The organism is Pseudomonas sp. NBRC 111139, assembly GCF_001753955.1.
Lineage (GTDB): Bacteria > Pseudomonadota > Gammaproteobacteria > Pseudomonadales > Pseudomonadaceae > Aquipseudomonas > Aquipseudomonas alloputida.
On record NZ_BCBP01000079.1, the window covers coordinates 16,066 to 28,607 of the forward strand.

Consider the following 12,542-nt stretch of genomic DNA (forward strand, 5'->3'; position numbering starts at 1 on the left):
CTACCCGAGGGTGGTCTTGGCCAAACCGGGAAAGTCTGTAATCAGGCTGTCCACACCAAAGTCAGCAAGCCGGCGCATCAGTGCCGGCTCGTTGACCGTCCACACCGACACATGCAAACCCTGGCCCTGTGCTTTGAGCAGGCGCTCGGGGGTGCACAGCGTCCAGTTCAATGCCAGCAGTTCGCAGCCGTAGTTCTGTGCCACCTTCAGCGGATCGAGCCAGGCGTATTCGGCCACCAGCCCGCGCTTCACGTCTGGCACCAGTTCCAGGGCGGCGCCCAGTACTTCGCGTGAACTGGAGGTGATGGTCACCTTGTCCAGCAGGCCATATTGCTGGGCCAGTTCACGGATCGCCAGGACGGTGGTGGCCGCGCGGGTGCGCGAGGCGCTTTTCACCTCCAGTTGCCAGTGTTCGAACGGGCATTTTTCGAACAGCTCTTCCAGTTTCGGGATCGGGCAGGGCTGCACATGGCCCGGGCCGCCTTTGCGGGCATCGATCTTGACCAGTTCGGCGGCCGGGTGCTCGACCACTTTGCCGCGCCGGCCCGTGGTGCGCTTGAGGGTGGGGTCGTGGATGACCATCAGTTCGTTGTCGGATGACAAGTGCAGGTCCAGCTCGCAGCGGGTCACGCCATGGGACAGGCATTGCTGAAAGCTCTTCAGGGTGTTCTCGGGTGCTTCGCCCTTGGCGCCGCGATGGCCGTAGATCAGGGTCACGTTCGTTCCTTCAAATCAGGGAGAAATTGGCTCAGGAGGCGGGGTCGTTCAGTTCCAGCTGCTGGCGCCGTTGCTGTTGCTGGCGCTGCAGGATGTAACGCGCCAGCAGTTGTCGTTGGGCATCGGTCATGTCGATGAACTCGGTGCCGACTTCGAAGCCGCCCTCCGGGCGAGGGTCGCAATGGGTGATCTTGCCGCGCAGCAGCAGGCCATGGGCGCGCGGCATCAGCACCATTTTCACTTTCACCCGGGTGCCGGGGGCAATCTGTGTGGCTTGGGCGGATTCGATGCCGCCTTCGGAAATGACCACCGGCAGCGGCTCGCCGACCTCGCCAAGCAGGGTTTGTGCAACCACCGCGCTGAGCAAGTCGAGGCGCTTGTTCTGTGCCCGCAGGAACGCGGCGAGGGTGCGGTCCTTGTCGCTTAGCTGGCGCAACAGGTGTTGCGACTCGAAGTCGGACAGGTGCAGCTCGCTGAGCAGGTTGAACAACGGCGAATCATCTTGCAACACATCTGGTTCAAGGGCTTCGGCCGCGCTAAGGGGGCTTATTTGAAGTGCGATCCGATCTTCGATGCGGTAGTATTCGCGGCGATCTTCTTCGTCTAATGTCGTCATGGCGAACCCAAGGTAGCGGCGGTGGTCCGAGTGTAAAGCCGCCGTAGGCGCCTCGCCACAAGGACGTTCCCTTTCATCCGAACAAGCCCCGACATGTTCAGACCTCTTTTCGCATTCATCGGCACGCGTTATACCCGTGCCAAACGTCGCAATCACTTCGTCTCGTTCATTTCCCTGACCTCGATGATCGGCCTCGCCCTGGGCGTGGTGGTAATGATCGTAGTGCTGTCGGTGATGAACGGTTTCGACCACGAGATGCGCACCCGCGTGTTGGGGATGATTCCCCATGCCACGCTGGAGAGCGGCCAGCCCATTGCCGACTGGCAGGCCCTTGCCCAACAAGTAAAGCAGAATCCGCAGGTGGTGGCGGTTGCACCGTTCACCCAGATGCAGGGCCTGCTGACCCATGATGGCAAGGTGCAGAAGGTGCTGCTCAACGGCATCGACCCTGCTCGCGAGCGCGAGGTGTCGATCATCGACAACTTCGTCCTGCAAGGCCGCCTGGACCAGTTGGCGCCGGGCGAGTGGGGCATCATGATCGGCGATAAGGCGGCGGCCAAGCTGGGCGTTGCCATCGGCGACAAGCTCACCTTCGTCGCCCCCGAGGTCAGCGTGACCCCCGCTGGCATGTTCCCGCGCATGAAGCGCTTCACCGTGGTCGGCACCTTCCACGTTGGCGCGGGGGAGATCGACGGCTACTTGGGCCTGACCAACATCAGTGACCTGTCCCGCCTGCACCGCTGGAAGCCCGACCAGGTCCAGGGCCTGCGCCTGAAGTTCGACGACCTGTTCCAGGCGCCGCGCGTAGCCTGGAGCATCGCCCAGCAGCTGGGCGAACAGGAGTTCTATAGCCGTGACTGGACCCGTACCCACGGCAACCTGTACCAGGCGATCCGTATGGAAAAGGCCATGATCGGCCTGCTGTTGCTGCTGATCGTGGCGGTGGCGGCGTTCAACATCATTTCCACCCTGGTGATGGTGGTCAACGACAAGCGCGGCGACATCGCCATCCTGCGCACCCTGGGCGCCACGCCCGGGCAGATCATGCTCATCTTCATGGTCCAGGGTACGGTGATCGGGGTGATCGGTACCCTGATCGGCGCCGTCGTCGGGATCTTCGCGGCCCTGAACGTGAGCGCGGCGATCGCCGGCATCGAGACACTGATCGGCCACAAGTTCCTCAACGCCGACGTGTACTTCATCGATTACCTGCCGTCGCAGATCCTGGCCCAGGACGTGTACATGGTCTGCGGTGCGGCACTGGTCCTGAGTTTCTTCGCCACCCTGTATCCGGCCTGGCGTGCGGCCCGCACCCAGCCTGCAGAGGCGCTACGTTATGAGTGAGTCGCGCATGAGTGATAAAGCCGTTCTGAGTTGCCGCAACCTGGGCAAGTCCTACGACGAGGGCCCGGAGTCGGTGCAGGTGCTGTCCGGGCTCAACCTGGAACTGCAGGCCGGTGAGCGGGTGGCCATCGTTGGCAGTTCCGGCTCGGGCAAGAGTACCTTGCTCAACCTGCTGGGCGGCCTCGACCGGCCGACCCAGGGTAGCGTGTGGCTGGCTGGCGAAGAGCTGTCGGCACTGGGCGAGCGTGCCCGTGGCCTGCTACGCAACCGCGAGTTGGGCTTTGTCTACCAGTTCCACCACCTGCTGCCGGAATTCACCGCCATCGAGAACGTGTGCATGCCGCTGCTGATCGGCCGAACGCCCATCCCCGAGGCCCGGGAGCGTGCCGAGGCGCTGCTCAAGCGGGTAGGCCTGGGCCACCGCTTGAACCACAAGCCGGCCGAGCTTTCCGGCGGCGAACGCCAGCGTGTGGCGATTGCCCGGGCGCTGGTCAACCGCCCCGGCCTGGTGATGCTCGACGAGCCGACCGGTAACCTCGACCACCATACCGCCCAAGGCATCCAGGAACTGATGCAGGAGCTGTCCAGCGCTTCGCGCACGGCATTCCTGGTGGTCACCCACGACCTCAACCTGGCGCGGCAGATGGACCGTGTGCTGAAGCTCGACGATGGCCACCTGGTGGCCATTTGATCGACTGCCGGGGTGGCAGGTGCTGCCCCGTTTTCCTGTTTCCATTGGGTGATTTCGTACATGTTCAGACCCTTGCCCATCTTTATCGGCGCGCGCTACACCCGAGCCAAGCGTCGCAACCATTTCATCTCGTTCATTTCGATGACTTCGATGATCGGCCTGTCGCTGGGCGTGCTGGCGATGATCGTGGTGCTGTCGGTGATGAACGGCTTCCAGCGCGAAATGAGCTCGCGCATTCTCGGCCTGGTGCCGCATGCCGCCATCCTGGGCGTGCAGCCGCTGGACGATTGGCACAAGGTGGCCGACGTTGCCATGAAGAATCCGGCGGTGATGGCTGTGGCGCCGATTACCGAGATGGAAGGCATGCTGTCGTACAAGGGCGCCATGCAGCCGATCCAGGTCGGTGGTATCGACCCGGCCGAGGAGGGCAAGGTTTCCATCGTTGGCCAGCACATCGTCCAGGGCCGCCTGCAGGGCTTGCAGCCCGGTGAGTTCGGTGTGGTCATCGGTGAGCTGACCGCACGCCGCTTCCGCCTGAACACCGGCGACAAGCTGACCTTGATCGTGCCGGAAATCAGCAAGGAACCGGGTGGCATCACCCCGCGCATGCAGCGCCTCACCGTGGTCGGCATCTTCAAGGTCGGCGCCGAGCTGGATGGGTCGCAGGCTTATATCCATGTTGCTGATGCAGCCGAGATGCAGCGCTGGGCGCCAGGCCAGGTGCAAGGTGTGCGGCTGAAGCTGCACGACCTGTATGCCGCTCCGCAGGTGGCCAAGGCGATTGCTGCCGGGCTTGGGGACGCCTACCGGGCCGATGACTGGTCGCATACCCAGGGCAGCCTGTTCAGCGCCATGAAGATGGAAAAGACCATGATCGGCCTGTTGCTGATGATGATCATCGCGGTAGCGGCGTTCAATATCATCGCTACCCTGGTGATGGTGGTGAACGACAAGGGGCCGGACATTGCCATCCTGCGTACCTTGGGCGCCACGCCGGCGCAGATCATGGGCACGTTCATGGTCCAGGGCAGCCTGATCGGCATTGTCGGCACGCTGATTGGTGGCGTACTGGGCGTGATTGCGGCGTTCAATGTCAGCCAGATCGTCGGCTGGCTGGAGCGGGTGAGCGGGCAGCACATCTTTACGTCGGATGTGTACTTCGTCAGCAGCTTGCCGTCGCAGTTGCAGTGGGGGGATGTGGCGATCATCTGCACCGCCGGCCTGGTGATGAGTTTCCTGGCGACCCTTTACCCGGCCTACCGGGCGTCGCAGGTGCAGCCGGCGATTGGCCTGGCGGTTTGATGTTTGCCTGAGATCCTGGGGGCGTAAAGCGCCCCAGGGTTACCGATCTTGAGCGAACTCGATCACGAATCGGGTCCACCCACCCTCGCACTCCGCCCGTATGCACCCGCCATGGGCCTGCACGATCGACCGGGTAATTGCCAAGCCCAACCCCGCATGCTCGCTGCTGCCTTCCCGCCGCGCCGGGTCCACCCGGTAGAAACGGTCGAAAAGCCGCGGTAGCGCCGCCGGGTCGATAGCCAGCCCGGTATTGGCCACGTTGATCGTCGGCCCCGGCCCCAGGGTCACCTTGATCTGTCCTCCTGCCGGGGTAAAACGCATGGCGTTGTCCAGCAGGTTGGACAGCGCCCGGCGCAGCATATGCCGGTCACCGTGCAGTACGGCTTCACCCTCGCGCAACATCTGCACGTCGTTGTCTTCTGCCAGAGGCGCGTAGTACTCCAGCAGCGCATCCACCTCGTCATGCAGCGTCAAAGGCGCGTGCCCCGGTACCAGCAGGCCGTGGTCGGCCTTGGCCAGAAACAGCATGTCGTTGATCATCTGCGCCATCCATTGCAGTTCTTCCAGGTTGCCATGCAGCGCCTCTCGGTATTCTTCGAGGCTGCGTGGGCGGGTGAGGGTGACCTGGGTGTGGGTCAGCAGGTTGGACAGCGGCGTACGCAACTCGTGGGCGATATCGGCCGAGAACGCTGACAGGCGCTGGAAGGCATCGTCCAGGCGCTGCAGCATCGCGTTCATGCTGCTGGCCAGCTCGGCCAACTCTTCGGGCATCTGCGCCACCGGCAGACGGGTGGTGAGCGAACGCGCTGACACGCTGGCGGCCACCTGGCCCATCTGCCGCAATGGGCGCAGGCCGCTGCGGGCGGCCCAGGCACCCAGTAGTGCGGTGGTTAGCGCCGACAGGCCGACCGTCAGCCAGATCAGCCGTTGCATGCCCTGCAGGAAGTGCTGGTGGTGGGTGATGTCGAGGTACAGGGTCAGTTGCGGCGACTGCATGGTGCCCTGTTTCAAGGGCACGGACAGGCTGCGGTAGTCGATGCCTTGCGCATGCAGGGTGGCCAGCCCGGTGGCCAGCGCTGCTTGCGGCAGCCCGCTGCGGCTTTCGAACCAGGTGGCGCCATTGCTGGCGCTGATACGCAAGGCCAGGTCGGCCTGGTGACTCAGTTCATCGCGCAGGGCAGGCAGGCGGGCCTGGAGCTCATCAGCCGTGCTGACATCAGCCAGTTGCGTACGAAACAAGGACAGGCGCGAGTCCAGCAGTTGTTGGTCAAGTTCGACGAAGTGCTGCTCGCTGGCCCGGCTGAATAGCAGGCCGGCGCCCAGCGAGACGGTGGCCGTGCAGGCGGCGAACAGCAGGGCCAGGCGGCTGCCGAGGGAAATCCGGCGCATCACTCGGCGCGCTCTTCGAGTACGTAACCCATGCCCCGTACGGTGTGGATCAGCTTGTTGGGGTGCGGGTCGTCGATTTTCAGGCGCAGGCGGCGGATGGCCACTTCGATCACGTTGGTGTCGCTGTCGAAGTTCATGTCCCACACCTGCGAGGCGATCAGCGATTTTGGCAGCACCTCACCCTGGCGGCGCAGCAGCAGCTCAAGGAGTGAGAACTCCTTGGCGGTCAGGTCGATGCGCAGCCCGGCGCGCTCGGCGCGGCGTCGGATCAGGTCCAGGCGCAGGTCGGCCAGGCTCAGGGTCGTGTCCTGGCTCGGGCTGGTGCCACGGCGCAGCAGGCTGCGTACCCGGGCCAGCAGTTCGGAAAAGGCGAACGGCTTGACCAGGTAGTCGTCGGCGCCCAGTTCCAGGCCATGCACGCGATCCTCGACGGCGTCGCGGGCGGTCAGGAACAGCACTGGCGTATCCAGGCCAGCCTGGCGCACGGCCTGAAGAATCTGCCAGCCGTCGCGGCCAGGCAGCATCACGTCGAGGATCAGCAGGTCGTGGTCGCCGGTCAGGGCGAGGAACTGGCCGGTCTCGCCATCGGTAGCCAACTCGGTGGCAAAGCCGGCCTCGCTCAGGCCTTGGCTCAGGTACTGGCCGGTGCGGGCCTGGTCTTCGACGATCAGCAGTTTCATGCACTGTCCATATTCTGAAAGGTTGTGCGTAGCCTATGGCGTCGCTTTACTGCTAGCACAGGGGCAATGGGATGGGTGAAATGATACGTGACGATGTGCCGGCCCGCCCAAGCTGACAAAGTTGTAATGTGCCTGTCAGGTAACTGCCAGTCGCCCCCGGCTAATGTGGCTTAATCCCGATTGTGTAACCCCGGAGTCATCATGAAACACCTGTTCATTGCCGCCACCCTTATCCTGGGCAGTCTGCCGGCTTTCGCTGGCCAGGCGCAGAGCTTCGCCTTTGGCGAGCCTGCCCCGGCGGCCCAGGCCACCCGCACGGTCAACGTGGTGCTCAAGGACATTGCCTTCGAGCCAAAAAGCCTGCAGGTAAAAGCCGGCGAGACGGTGCGCTTCGTGCTGGTCAACGAGGGCAAGCTGCCGCACGAATTCAACCTGGGCGACAAGGCCATGCATGCCGAACACCAGAAGGAAATGGTCGCCATGCAAGGCAAGATGTTCACCGAGGCGATGAACCACGAAGGCATGGATCACGGCAAGATGATGAACCACGGCCAAATGATGGACCATGGTGACGGCCATGGTCACGGGGGTGGCAACACTGTGATGGTCATGCCCGGCCAGCGCGCCGAACTGACCTGGACCTTCCGCCAATCCGCGCCCATCGAGTTTGCCTGCAACGTGCCGGGGCATTACCAGGCGGGTATGGTCGGGACATTGACCATTGAGTGACTGGCCCTGCAAGGCGGTGTGCAAAACCGGTAGACTAGGGGCATTTTCGAACCTCTAGGTCAGTTTCCATGCATCCCGCTGCCGAACATTCCCCGCTGGGCAAGTCCAGCGAATACATCGCCACCTACTCCCCGGAGCAGTTGTTCCCGATCCCGCGTACTGCCAAGTGGGCCGAGCTGGGCGTCACTGCACAGACCTTGCCCTGGCAGGGGGTGGATTACTGGAACTGCTTCGAGCTGAGCTGGCTGCTGCCTTCGGGCAAGCCGGTGGTGGCGATCGGCGAGTTCGCCATCCCGGCGGACTCGCCAAACATCATCGAGTCCAAGTCATTCAAGCTGTACCTCAACTCGCTGAACCAGACGGTGTTCGCCTCGCTGGACGCGTTGCAGGCATGCCTGGAAAAAGACCTGTCCGCCGCTGCCGGCAAGCCGGTGGGGGTGAAGGTGCGCACTTTGGCCGAGGTTGAAGCCCAGGGTGTGGTGGCGTTACCGGGGCAGTGCATCGATGCACTGGATGTGGCCATCAGCAACTACGAGCAGCCGCAGCCAGAGCTGTTGCGCTGCGACCCGGCGCGGGTGGTGGAAGAAACCTTGCACAGCCATCTGCTGAAGTCCAACTGCCCGGTCACCGGCCAGCCGGATTGGGGCAGCGTGGTGGTTGAGTACAAGGGCAGGGCGCTGAACCACGCCAGCCTGCTGACCTACCTGATCAGCTTCCGCCAGCATGCCGACTTCCATGAGCAGTGTGTGGAACGGATTTACCTGGACTTGAAGAATCTGCTGCAGCCGGAGCACCTGACGGTCTATGCGCGCTATGTGCGCCGCGGTGGGCTGGACATCAACCCGTATCGCAGCACCGGGGCGATCAGCCCGGATAACAAACGCCTGGTTCGGCAGTAATACAGGGGGGCCGCTTAGCGGCCCCCGCTATTTCAGATCCCCATGCTGTGCAGTGAGTTGGCAATGCTGCGCAGGGTGGCAGTGAGGTCGGGGTGGTCGGCCTCGAAGCGCTCGATCGCCAGGTTCACGCCGTCCACCAGGTTGTTGTCTGGCGTGGCTTCCTCAAGTTTCAGTTGCGCCTCGATCTGGCGCGCCTCTTCGTGCAGGGCGGCCAGCTCTTCTTCCGAAAGCGGTACGTTGCGGTCCAGTTGCTCGCGCAAGCTGTTCAGGCGCTCTTGCAATTCGCGGGCAGGCATTGGCTATTCTCCATCAATGGCTTGGCAAGCCATGGACCTCAGCGGCGTGGCAAAGGTTCTGGCCTGTCTTCAGGGTAATCTACCTGCTGGCGATTTGCATGATCCGCGTCAAGGCTGCTGTATCAGGGTTTTTCGCCCTTGCGCCGGCGCTGGGCGATGTCCACCAGGCAGGTGTCCAGCGCTTCCAGATGGTCGATCACCGAGTGCACGCCCAGGCTGAACAGCGCCAGTGTCGCCTTGCTGCGCGCCAGATCCTGCTCTTGCGGGCTCATGGCTTGCCATTGTGCAGAAGTGCGGTCGCATAACGGGCTGCAGGCGGCCAGGCCTACTGTCCACAAGCCGGCGTTAAGGCCAGACTGCAGCAGGCGGGGGTCGCCGCTGACCAATACGCAGCCATCCAGGCGCTCGCTGTCCAGCGCCATCAGTGCCTGCCAGCAAGCGTTCGGCGCTGGCCAGCGCACGCCATTGACCGCATGCCCTGGCAGCCAGTCGGGCAGCACATGGGCCAGGCGCTCGCTTTGCGCGGTATTGAGGTCATCCAGCCAGATGCACGGCACTTGGCGCTGACGCAGGCTGGCAAGGGTGGCCAGGGCGCCGGGGGCGGGTGATGGCGCGCCGTGGGTAGCCTGCACCAGGCAGCCGCGCAAGCCGAACAGCACAGCAGTGAAGGCGGGCGCAGTGTCCATGGCAACTTCCCCCAAATGGTTCGAAGGCTATGCGTTGATTGTTACCGTCTTGTGACATTGGCCGCTGCGCAACAGTTGTTCACAAAATATTCAGCAAAAATGTGTAAGGCTGTTTATCAGCACGCAAGTCTCTATACTGCCGCCTTAACAGCAGCGCCACCTGTTGCGCTTGCGGCCGAGAAATTCGATGGAGAAACATCTATGCGTAGGATCGGTGCCAGTGTGATCGAACGAGTCACCCAGGCCTGTGTCTGCGCCAGCATGCTGCTGGCGCCCGTGGCAGCCACCCAGGCCGCCACCGAGGAAGATCCCTGGGAAGCGGTCAACCGCCCGATCTTCCGCTTCAACGATACCCTCGACACCTATGCCCTCAAACCATTGGCCAAGGGCTACCAAGCGGTCACTCCACAGTTCCTCGAAGATGGCATCCACAACATCTTTCGCAACCTGGGGGACGTGACCAACCTCGCCAACGACGTGCTGCAGCTCAAGCCGCATGCGGCGGGCGTGGATACGGCGCGGTTGATCGTCAACACCACCTTCGGCCTGGGTGGCTTCTTCGATGTGGGTACCAAGATGGGCCTGCAGCGCAACGACGAGGACTTTGGCCAGACCCTGGGCTACTGGGGGGTGCCGAGCGGGCCGTATGTGGTCATCCCGCTGCTGGGCCCAAGCACCGTGCGTGACGGTGTGGCCAAGTACCCGGACACCTATACCAAACCCTATCGCTACATCGACCACGTGCCTACGCGCAACTCGATCTTTGCGCTGGACGTGATCGACACCCGCGCCAGCCTGCTCTCGGCCGAAAAGCTGATTCAGGGTGACAAGTACATCTTCATTCGTAATGCCTACCTGCAAAACCGCGAGTTCAAGGTGAAGGATGGCGAGGTCGAAGACGACTTCTGATCTGTGAACCTGGGGCCGCAAAGCGGCCTCAGGATCAATGCATGGCCAGGATCCGTAGCCCGAACTTCTGCTGCCCGCCCGGCTGGTCGGCAATCCATACCACTTCGGTGCTGGCATGCAGCCCCTTCAGCGCCGGATGGTCGGAGTCGATCCGTACCTCGATCAGATCACCCACCAGAAAGCGCTGCGGCGCCTGCACTTGCATGCCACCGCTGGACAGGTCCAGGCACACTGCCGCAATCACCTGGCCTTCGTGCAAAAGGCTGACCTCGGTGTCGATGCGCATGCGAATGAAGTCGCGTTTTTCGCTATGGCTGGAGGGCGTGTGGGGCATGCTGCATCCTTCCCGTCGGGTTGCGCTGGTCGACTTTCTTATAACTCCCGGTGATTTGCCCTGTAAAGAGCGGCGAGGTCGACCCCAGCATGCTTGAAACCCCTGCCGGATGGGAGTACCGTCTGCGCCTTACAAGGTACCTCTGACAGTTGCCGGGCAGGTGTTCTTGTCCTACAACTCAAGTAGAGTGTGACCATAAAGAATTCCCGTAGCTGGCCGTCTGCCTTGCCGACACCGCTGCACCAACCTAAATCGGCGCCGTTCGCCCACATGCAGAAAACCAGTGCAACGCTGCTGATCATCGATGACGACGACGTGGTCCGTGCCAGCCTCGCCGCCTACCTTGAAGACAGTGGTTTCAGCGTCCTCCAGGCCAGTAATGGCCAGCAGGGGCTTCAGGTCTTCGAAGAACACCAGCCCGACCTCGTGATCTGCGATCTGCGCATGCCGCAGATGGGCGGCCTCGAACTGATCCGTCAGGTCAGCGAGCGTGCGCCGCAGTTGCCGGTGATCGTGGTGTCCGGTGCCGGCGTCATGAGTGATGCGGTGGAAGCGTTGCGCCTGGGCGCCGCCGACTACCTCATCAAGCCGCTGGAAGACCTGGCCGTACTCGAGCATTCGGTGCGCCGCGCCCTCGACCGCTCGCGCCTTGTGCTGGAAAACCAGCGCTACCGCGACAAGCTCGAAGCCGCCAACCGCGAACTGGAGGCCAGCCTGCACCTGTTGCAGGAGGACCAGACCGCCGGTCGCCAGGTGCAGATGAACATGTTGCCGGAAAGCCCCTGGGTGGCCGGCGAGTTCGCCTTCGAGCACCAGATCATCCCGTCGTTGTACCTTTCGGGTGATTTTGTCGATTATTTCCGCGTGGACGAGCGGCGCATTGCTTTCTACCTCGCCGATGTATCCGGGCATGGGGCGTCGTCGGCCTTTGTCACCGTGCTGTTGAAATTCATGACCACGCGCCTCATGTTCGAGCTCAAGCGCAGCAGGATGCGTGAGTTCAAGCCGTCTGAAGTGCTCAGCCACATCAACCGCGGCCTGATCAACAGCAAGCTGGGCAAGCACGTCACCATGGTCGGCGGGGTGATCGACGAAGAGTCCGGCCTGCTGACCTACGCTGTCGGCGGCCATTTGCCGTTGCCGGTACTGTATACCCCCGAGCATTGCCGCTACCTGGAAGGCCGCGGCCTGCCGGTGGGGTTGTTCGATGAGGCCACCTACCAGGACCTGGTGGTGGAGCTGCCCCCGCAGTTCAGCCTCAGCCTGATGTCCGATGGCATTCTGGACCTTTTGCCGGGTGATACGCTCAAAGATAAAGAAGCCGCCTTGCCGGAGATCGTCAAGGCAGCAGGTGGCAGTCTGGATGGGCTGCGTCAACGATTTGGATTGGCTACGCTTGGGGAGATGCCGGATGATATCGCCCTATTGGTGTTGAGCAGGAACCTTCAATGAGTACCGGTAGAATTCAGTTCGCCGAGCAGAGCGGTACCTTCGTACTGAAATTCGTTGGTGAAGTGCGCCTGACCCTGTGTTCGGCGCTGGATGCGACGATCGAGAAGATTTTCACTGCGCTGAACTTCTCGGCGATTGTCATCGACCTGACTGAAACCGAGAGTATCGACAGCACCACACTGGGCCTGCTGGCGAAGCTGTCGATCCTGTCGCGGCAGAAGGTGGGCCTGCTGCCGACGGTGGTGACTACCAATCCGGACATTTCACGGCTATTGCAGTCGATGGGCTTCGATCAGGTGTTCAACATTGTCGATCGGCCGATACCCTGCACCGATTGCCTGACCGACTTGCCGTCGCAGGACCAGAATGAAGAGGTGGTGCGCTCCAAGGTGCTGGAGGCGCACAAGATCCTCATGGGCCTGAATGACTCCAACCGCGAAGCCTTCCATGATCTGGTCAATGCGCTGGAGCGGGGCTGATCTCTGGCCTGTGCCGGCC

Annotated in this window: 15 protein-coding genes; 8 read left to right on the forward strand and 7 right to left on the reverse strand. The window is 62.6% G+C overall.

The features are described from left to right. Both BJQ17_RS25815 and BJQ17_RS25820 read right to left on the reverse strand, forming a co-directional pair. Positions 1-717, reverse strand: a complete 717-nt coding sequence (locus BJQ17_RS25815) for a glycerophosphodiester phosphodiesterase family protein (protein ID WP_003248799.1) — start codon at positions 715-717, stop codon at positions 1-3. 31 nt (positions 718-748) lie between these two features. Then, the gene (locus BJQ17_RS25820; protein WP_003248801.1) at positions 749-1,333 is read right to left on the reverse strand and encodes a PilZ domain-containing protein; all 585 of its coding nucleotides are present in this window, start codon (positions 1,331-1,333) and stop codon (positions 749-751) included. Between the two features lie 93 nt (positions 1,334-1,426). Between BJQ17_RS25820 and BJQ17_RS25825 the strand changes: the two genes are divergently transcribed. From BJQ17_RS25825 to BJQ17_RS25835, 3 genes are read left to right on the forward strand one after another with little or no spacing between them, the layout of a single operon-like run. After that, positions 1,427-2,677, forward strand: coding sequence for a lipoprotein-releasing ABC transporter permease subunit (locus BJQ17_RS25825; RefSeq protein ID WP_003248802.1), 1,251 nt, complete (start codon positions 1,427-1,429; stop codon positions 2,675-2,677). A gap of 7 nt (positions 2,678-2,684) precedes the next feature. Then, on the forward strand, positions 2,685-3,368 hold the full coding sequence (gene lolD / locus BJQ17_RS25830; protein ID WP_014753922.1) for a lipoprotein-releasing ABC transporter ATP-binding protein LolD: 684 nt from the start codon (positions 2,685-2,687) through the stop codon (positions 3,366-3,368). Positions 3,369-3,428: 60 nt separating this feature from the next. After that, positions 3,429-4,670: a lipoprotein-releasing ABC transporter permease subunit gene (locus BJQ17_RS25835; protein WP_070096831.1), complete on the forward strand. Its 1,242-nt coding sequence runs from the start codon at positions 3,429-3,431 to the stop codon at positions 4,668-4,670. A 39-nt stretch (positions 4,671-4,709) separates the two neighbouring features. On the opposite strand, the gene cinS is transcribed toward BJQ17_RS25835, so the two are convergent. Then, a complete protein-coding gene (cinS, locus tag BJQ17_RS25840; protein ID WP_070096828.1) occupies positions 4,710-6,062 on the reverse strand; it encodes a two-component system sensor histidine kinase CinS in 1,353 nt (450 codons plus the stop codon). Then, positions 6,059-6,739 (reverse strand): two-component system response regulator CinR, encoded by a 681-nt coding sequence (gene cinR, locus BJQ17_RS25845; RefSeq protein ID WP_003248810.1) that lies wholly within the window; start codon positions 6,737-6,739, stop codon positions 6,059-6,061. Before cinR ends, cinS begins: the two co-directional genes overlap by 4 nt. A 201-nt stretch (positions 6,740-6,940) precedes the next feature. Between cinR and BJQ17_RS25850 the strand changes: the two genes are divergently transcribed. Next, a complete protein-coding gene (locus tag BJQ17_RS25850) occupies positions 6,941-7,468 on the forward strand; it encodes a plastocyanin/azurin family copper-binding protein (protein WP_003248812.1) in 528 nt (175 codons plus the stop codon). Between the two features lie 68 nt (positions 7,469-7,536). Further along, positions 7,537-8,367: an NADPH-dependent 7-cyano-7-deazaguanine reductase QueF gene (queF, locus tag BJQ17_RS25855; RefSeq protein WP_070096829.1), complete on the forward strand. Its 831-nt coding sequence runs from the start codon at positions 7,537-7,539 to the stop codon at positions 8,365-8,367. 32 nt (positions 8,368-8,399) lie between these two features. Here queF and BJQ17_RS25860 read toward each other — a convergent pair whose 3' ends face one another. Continuing rightward, entirely contained in the window at positions 8,400-8,663 is a 264-nt protein-coding gene (locus BJQ17_RS25860; protein ID WP_003248815.1) for a DUF4404 family protein, read from the reverse strand. A 122-nt stretch (positions 8,664-8,785) separates the two neighbouring features. Then, positions 8,786-9,349: a hypothetical protein gene (locus BJQ17_RS25865; protein ID WP_012053149.1), complete on the reverse strand. Its 564-nt coding sequence runs from the start codon at positions 9,347-9,349 to the stop codon at positions 8,786-8,788. Between the two features lie 201 nt (positions 9,350-9,550). Between BJQ17_RS25865 and BJQ17_RS25870 the strand changes: the two genes are divergently transcribed. After that, the gene (locus BJQ17_RS25870; RefSeq protein ID WP_003248818.1) at positions 9,551-10,258 is read left to right on the forward strand and encodes a VacJ family lipoprotein; all 708 of its coding nucleotides are present in this window, start codon (positions 9,551-9,553) and stop codon (positions 10,256-10,258) included. Between the two features lie 34 nt (positions 10,259-10,292). On the opposite strand, the gene BJQ17_RS25875 is transcribed toward BJQ17_RS25870, so the two are convergent. After that, the gene (locus BJQ17_RS25875) at positions 10,293-10,592 is read right to left on the reverse strand and encodes a PilZ domain-containing protein (protein ID WP_003248821.1); all 300 of its coding nucleotides are present in this window, start codon (positions 10,590-10,592) and stop codon (positions 10,293-10,295) included. 270 nt (positions 10,593-10,862) lie between these two features. On the opposite strand from BJQ17_RS25875, the gene rssB reads away from it, so the two are divergent. Both rssB and rssC read left to right on the forward strand, forming a co-directional pair. Then, entirely contained in the window at positions 10,863-12,044 is a 1,182-nt protein-coding gene (rssB, locus tag BJQ17_RS25880) for a two-component system response regulator RssB (protein WP_003248822.1), read from the forward strand. Next, complete coding sequence (gene rssC, locus BJQ17_RS25885) at positions 12,041-12,523, forward strand: anti-sigma factor antagonist RssC (RefSeq protein WP_003248823.1); 483 nt, start codon at positions 12,041-12,043, stop codon at positions 12,521-12,523. Before rssB ends, rssC begins: the two co-directional genes overlap by 4 nt. The last annotated feature ends 19 nt before the right edge of the window (positions 12,524-12,542 follow it).

Coding starts and splice junctions, on each gene's coding strand:
- BJQ17_RS25820 (WP_003248801.1), bottom strand. CDS start 1,333: ATGACGACATTAGACGAAGAAGATCGCCGCGAATACTACCGCATCGAA.
- lolD (WP_014753922.1), top strand. CDS start 2,685: ATGAGTGATAAAGCCGTTCTGAGTTGCCGCAACCTGGGCAAGTCCTAC.
- cinR (WP_003248810.1), bottom strand. CDS start 6,739: ATGAAACTGCTGATCGTCGAAGACCAGGCCCGCACCGGCCAGTACCTG.
- BJQ17_RS25860 (WP_003248815.1), bottom strand. CDS start 8,663: ATGCCTGCCCGCGAATTGCAAGAGCGCCTGAACAGCTTGCGCGAGCAA.
- queF (WP_070096829.1), top strand. CDS start 7,537: ATGCATCCCGCTGCCGAACATTCCCCGCTGGGCAAGTCCAGCGAATAC.
- BJQ17_RS25835 (WP_070096831.1), top strand. CDS start 3,429: ATGTTCAGACCCTTGCCCATCTTTATCGGCGCGCGCTACACCCGAGCC.
- rssB (WP_003248822.1), top strand. CDS start 10,863: ATGCAGAAAACCAGTGCAACGCTGCTGATCATCGATGACGACGACGTG.
- BJQ17_RS25875 (WP_003248821.1), bottom strand. CDS start 10,592: ATGCCCCACACGCCCTCCAGCCATAGCGAAAAACGCGACTTCATTCGC.
- rssC (WP_003248823.1), top strand. CDS start 12,041: ATGAGTACCGGTAGAATTCAGTTCGCCGAGCAGAGCGGTACCTTCGTA.
- BJQ17_RS25865 (WP_012053149.1), bottom strand. CDS start 9,349: ATGGACACTGCGCCCGCCTTCACTGCTGTGCTGTTCGGCTTGCGCGGC.
- BJQ17_RS25825 (WP_003248802.1), top strand. CDS start 1,427: ATGTTCAGACCTCTTTTCGCATTCATCGGCACGCGTTATACCCGTGCC.
- BJQ17_RS25870 (WP_003248818.1), top strand. CDS start 9,551: ATGCGTAGGATCGGTGCCAGTGTGATCGAACGAGTCACCCAGGCCTGT.
- BJQ17_RS25850 (WP_003248812.1), top strand. CDS start 6,941: ATGAAACACCTGTTCATTGCCGCCACCCTTATCCTGGGCAGTCTGCCG.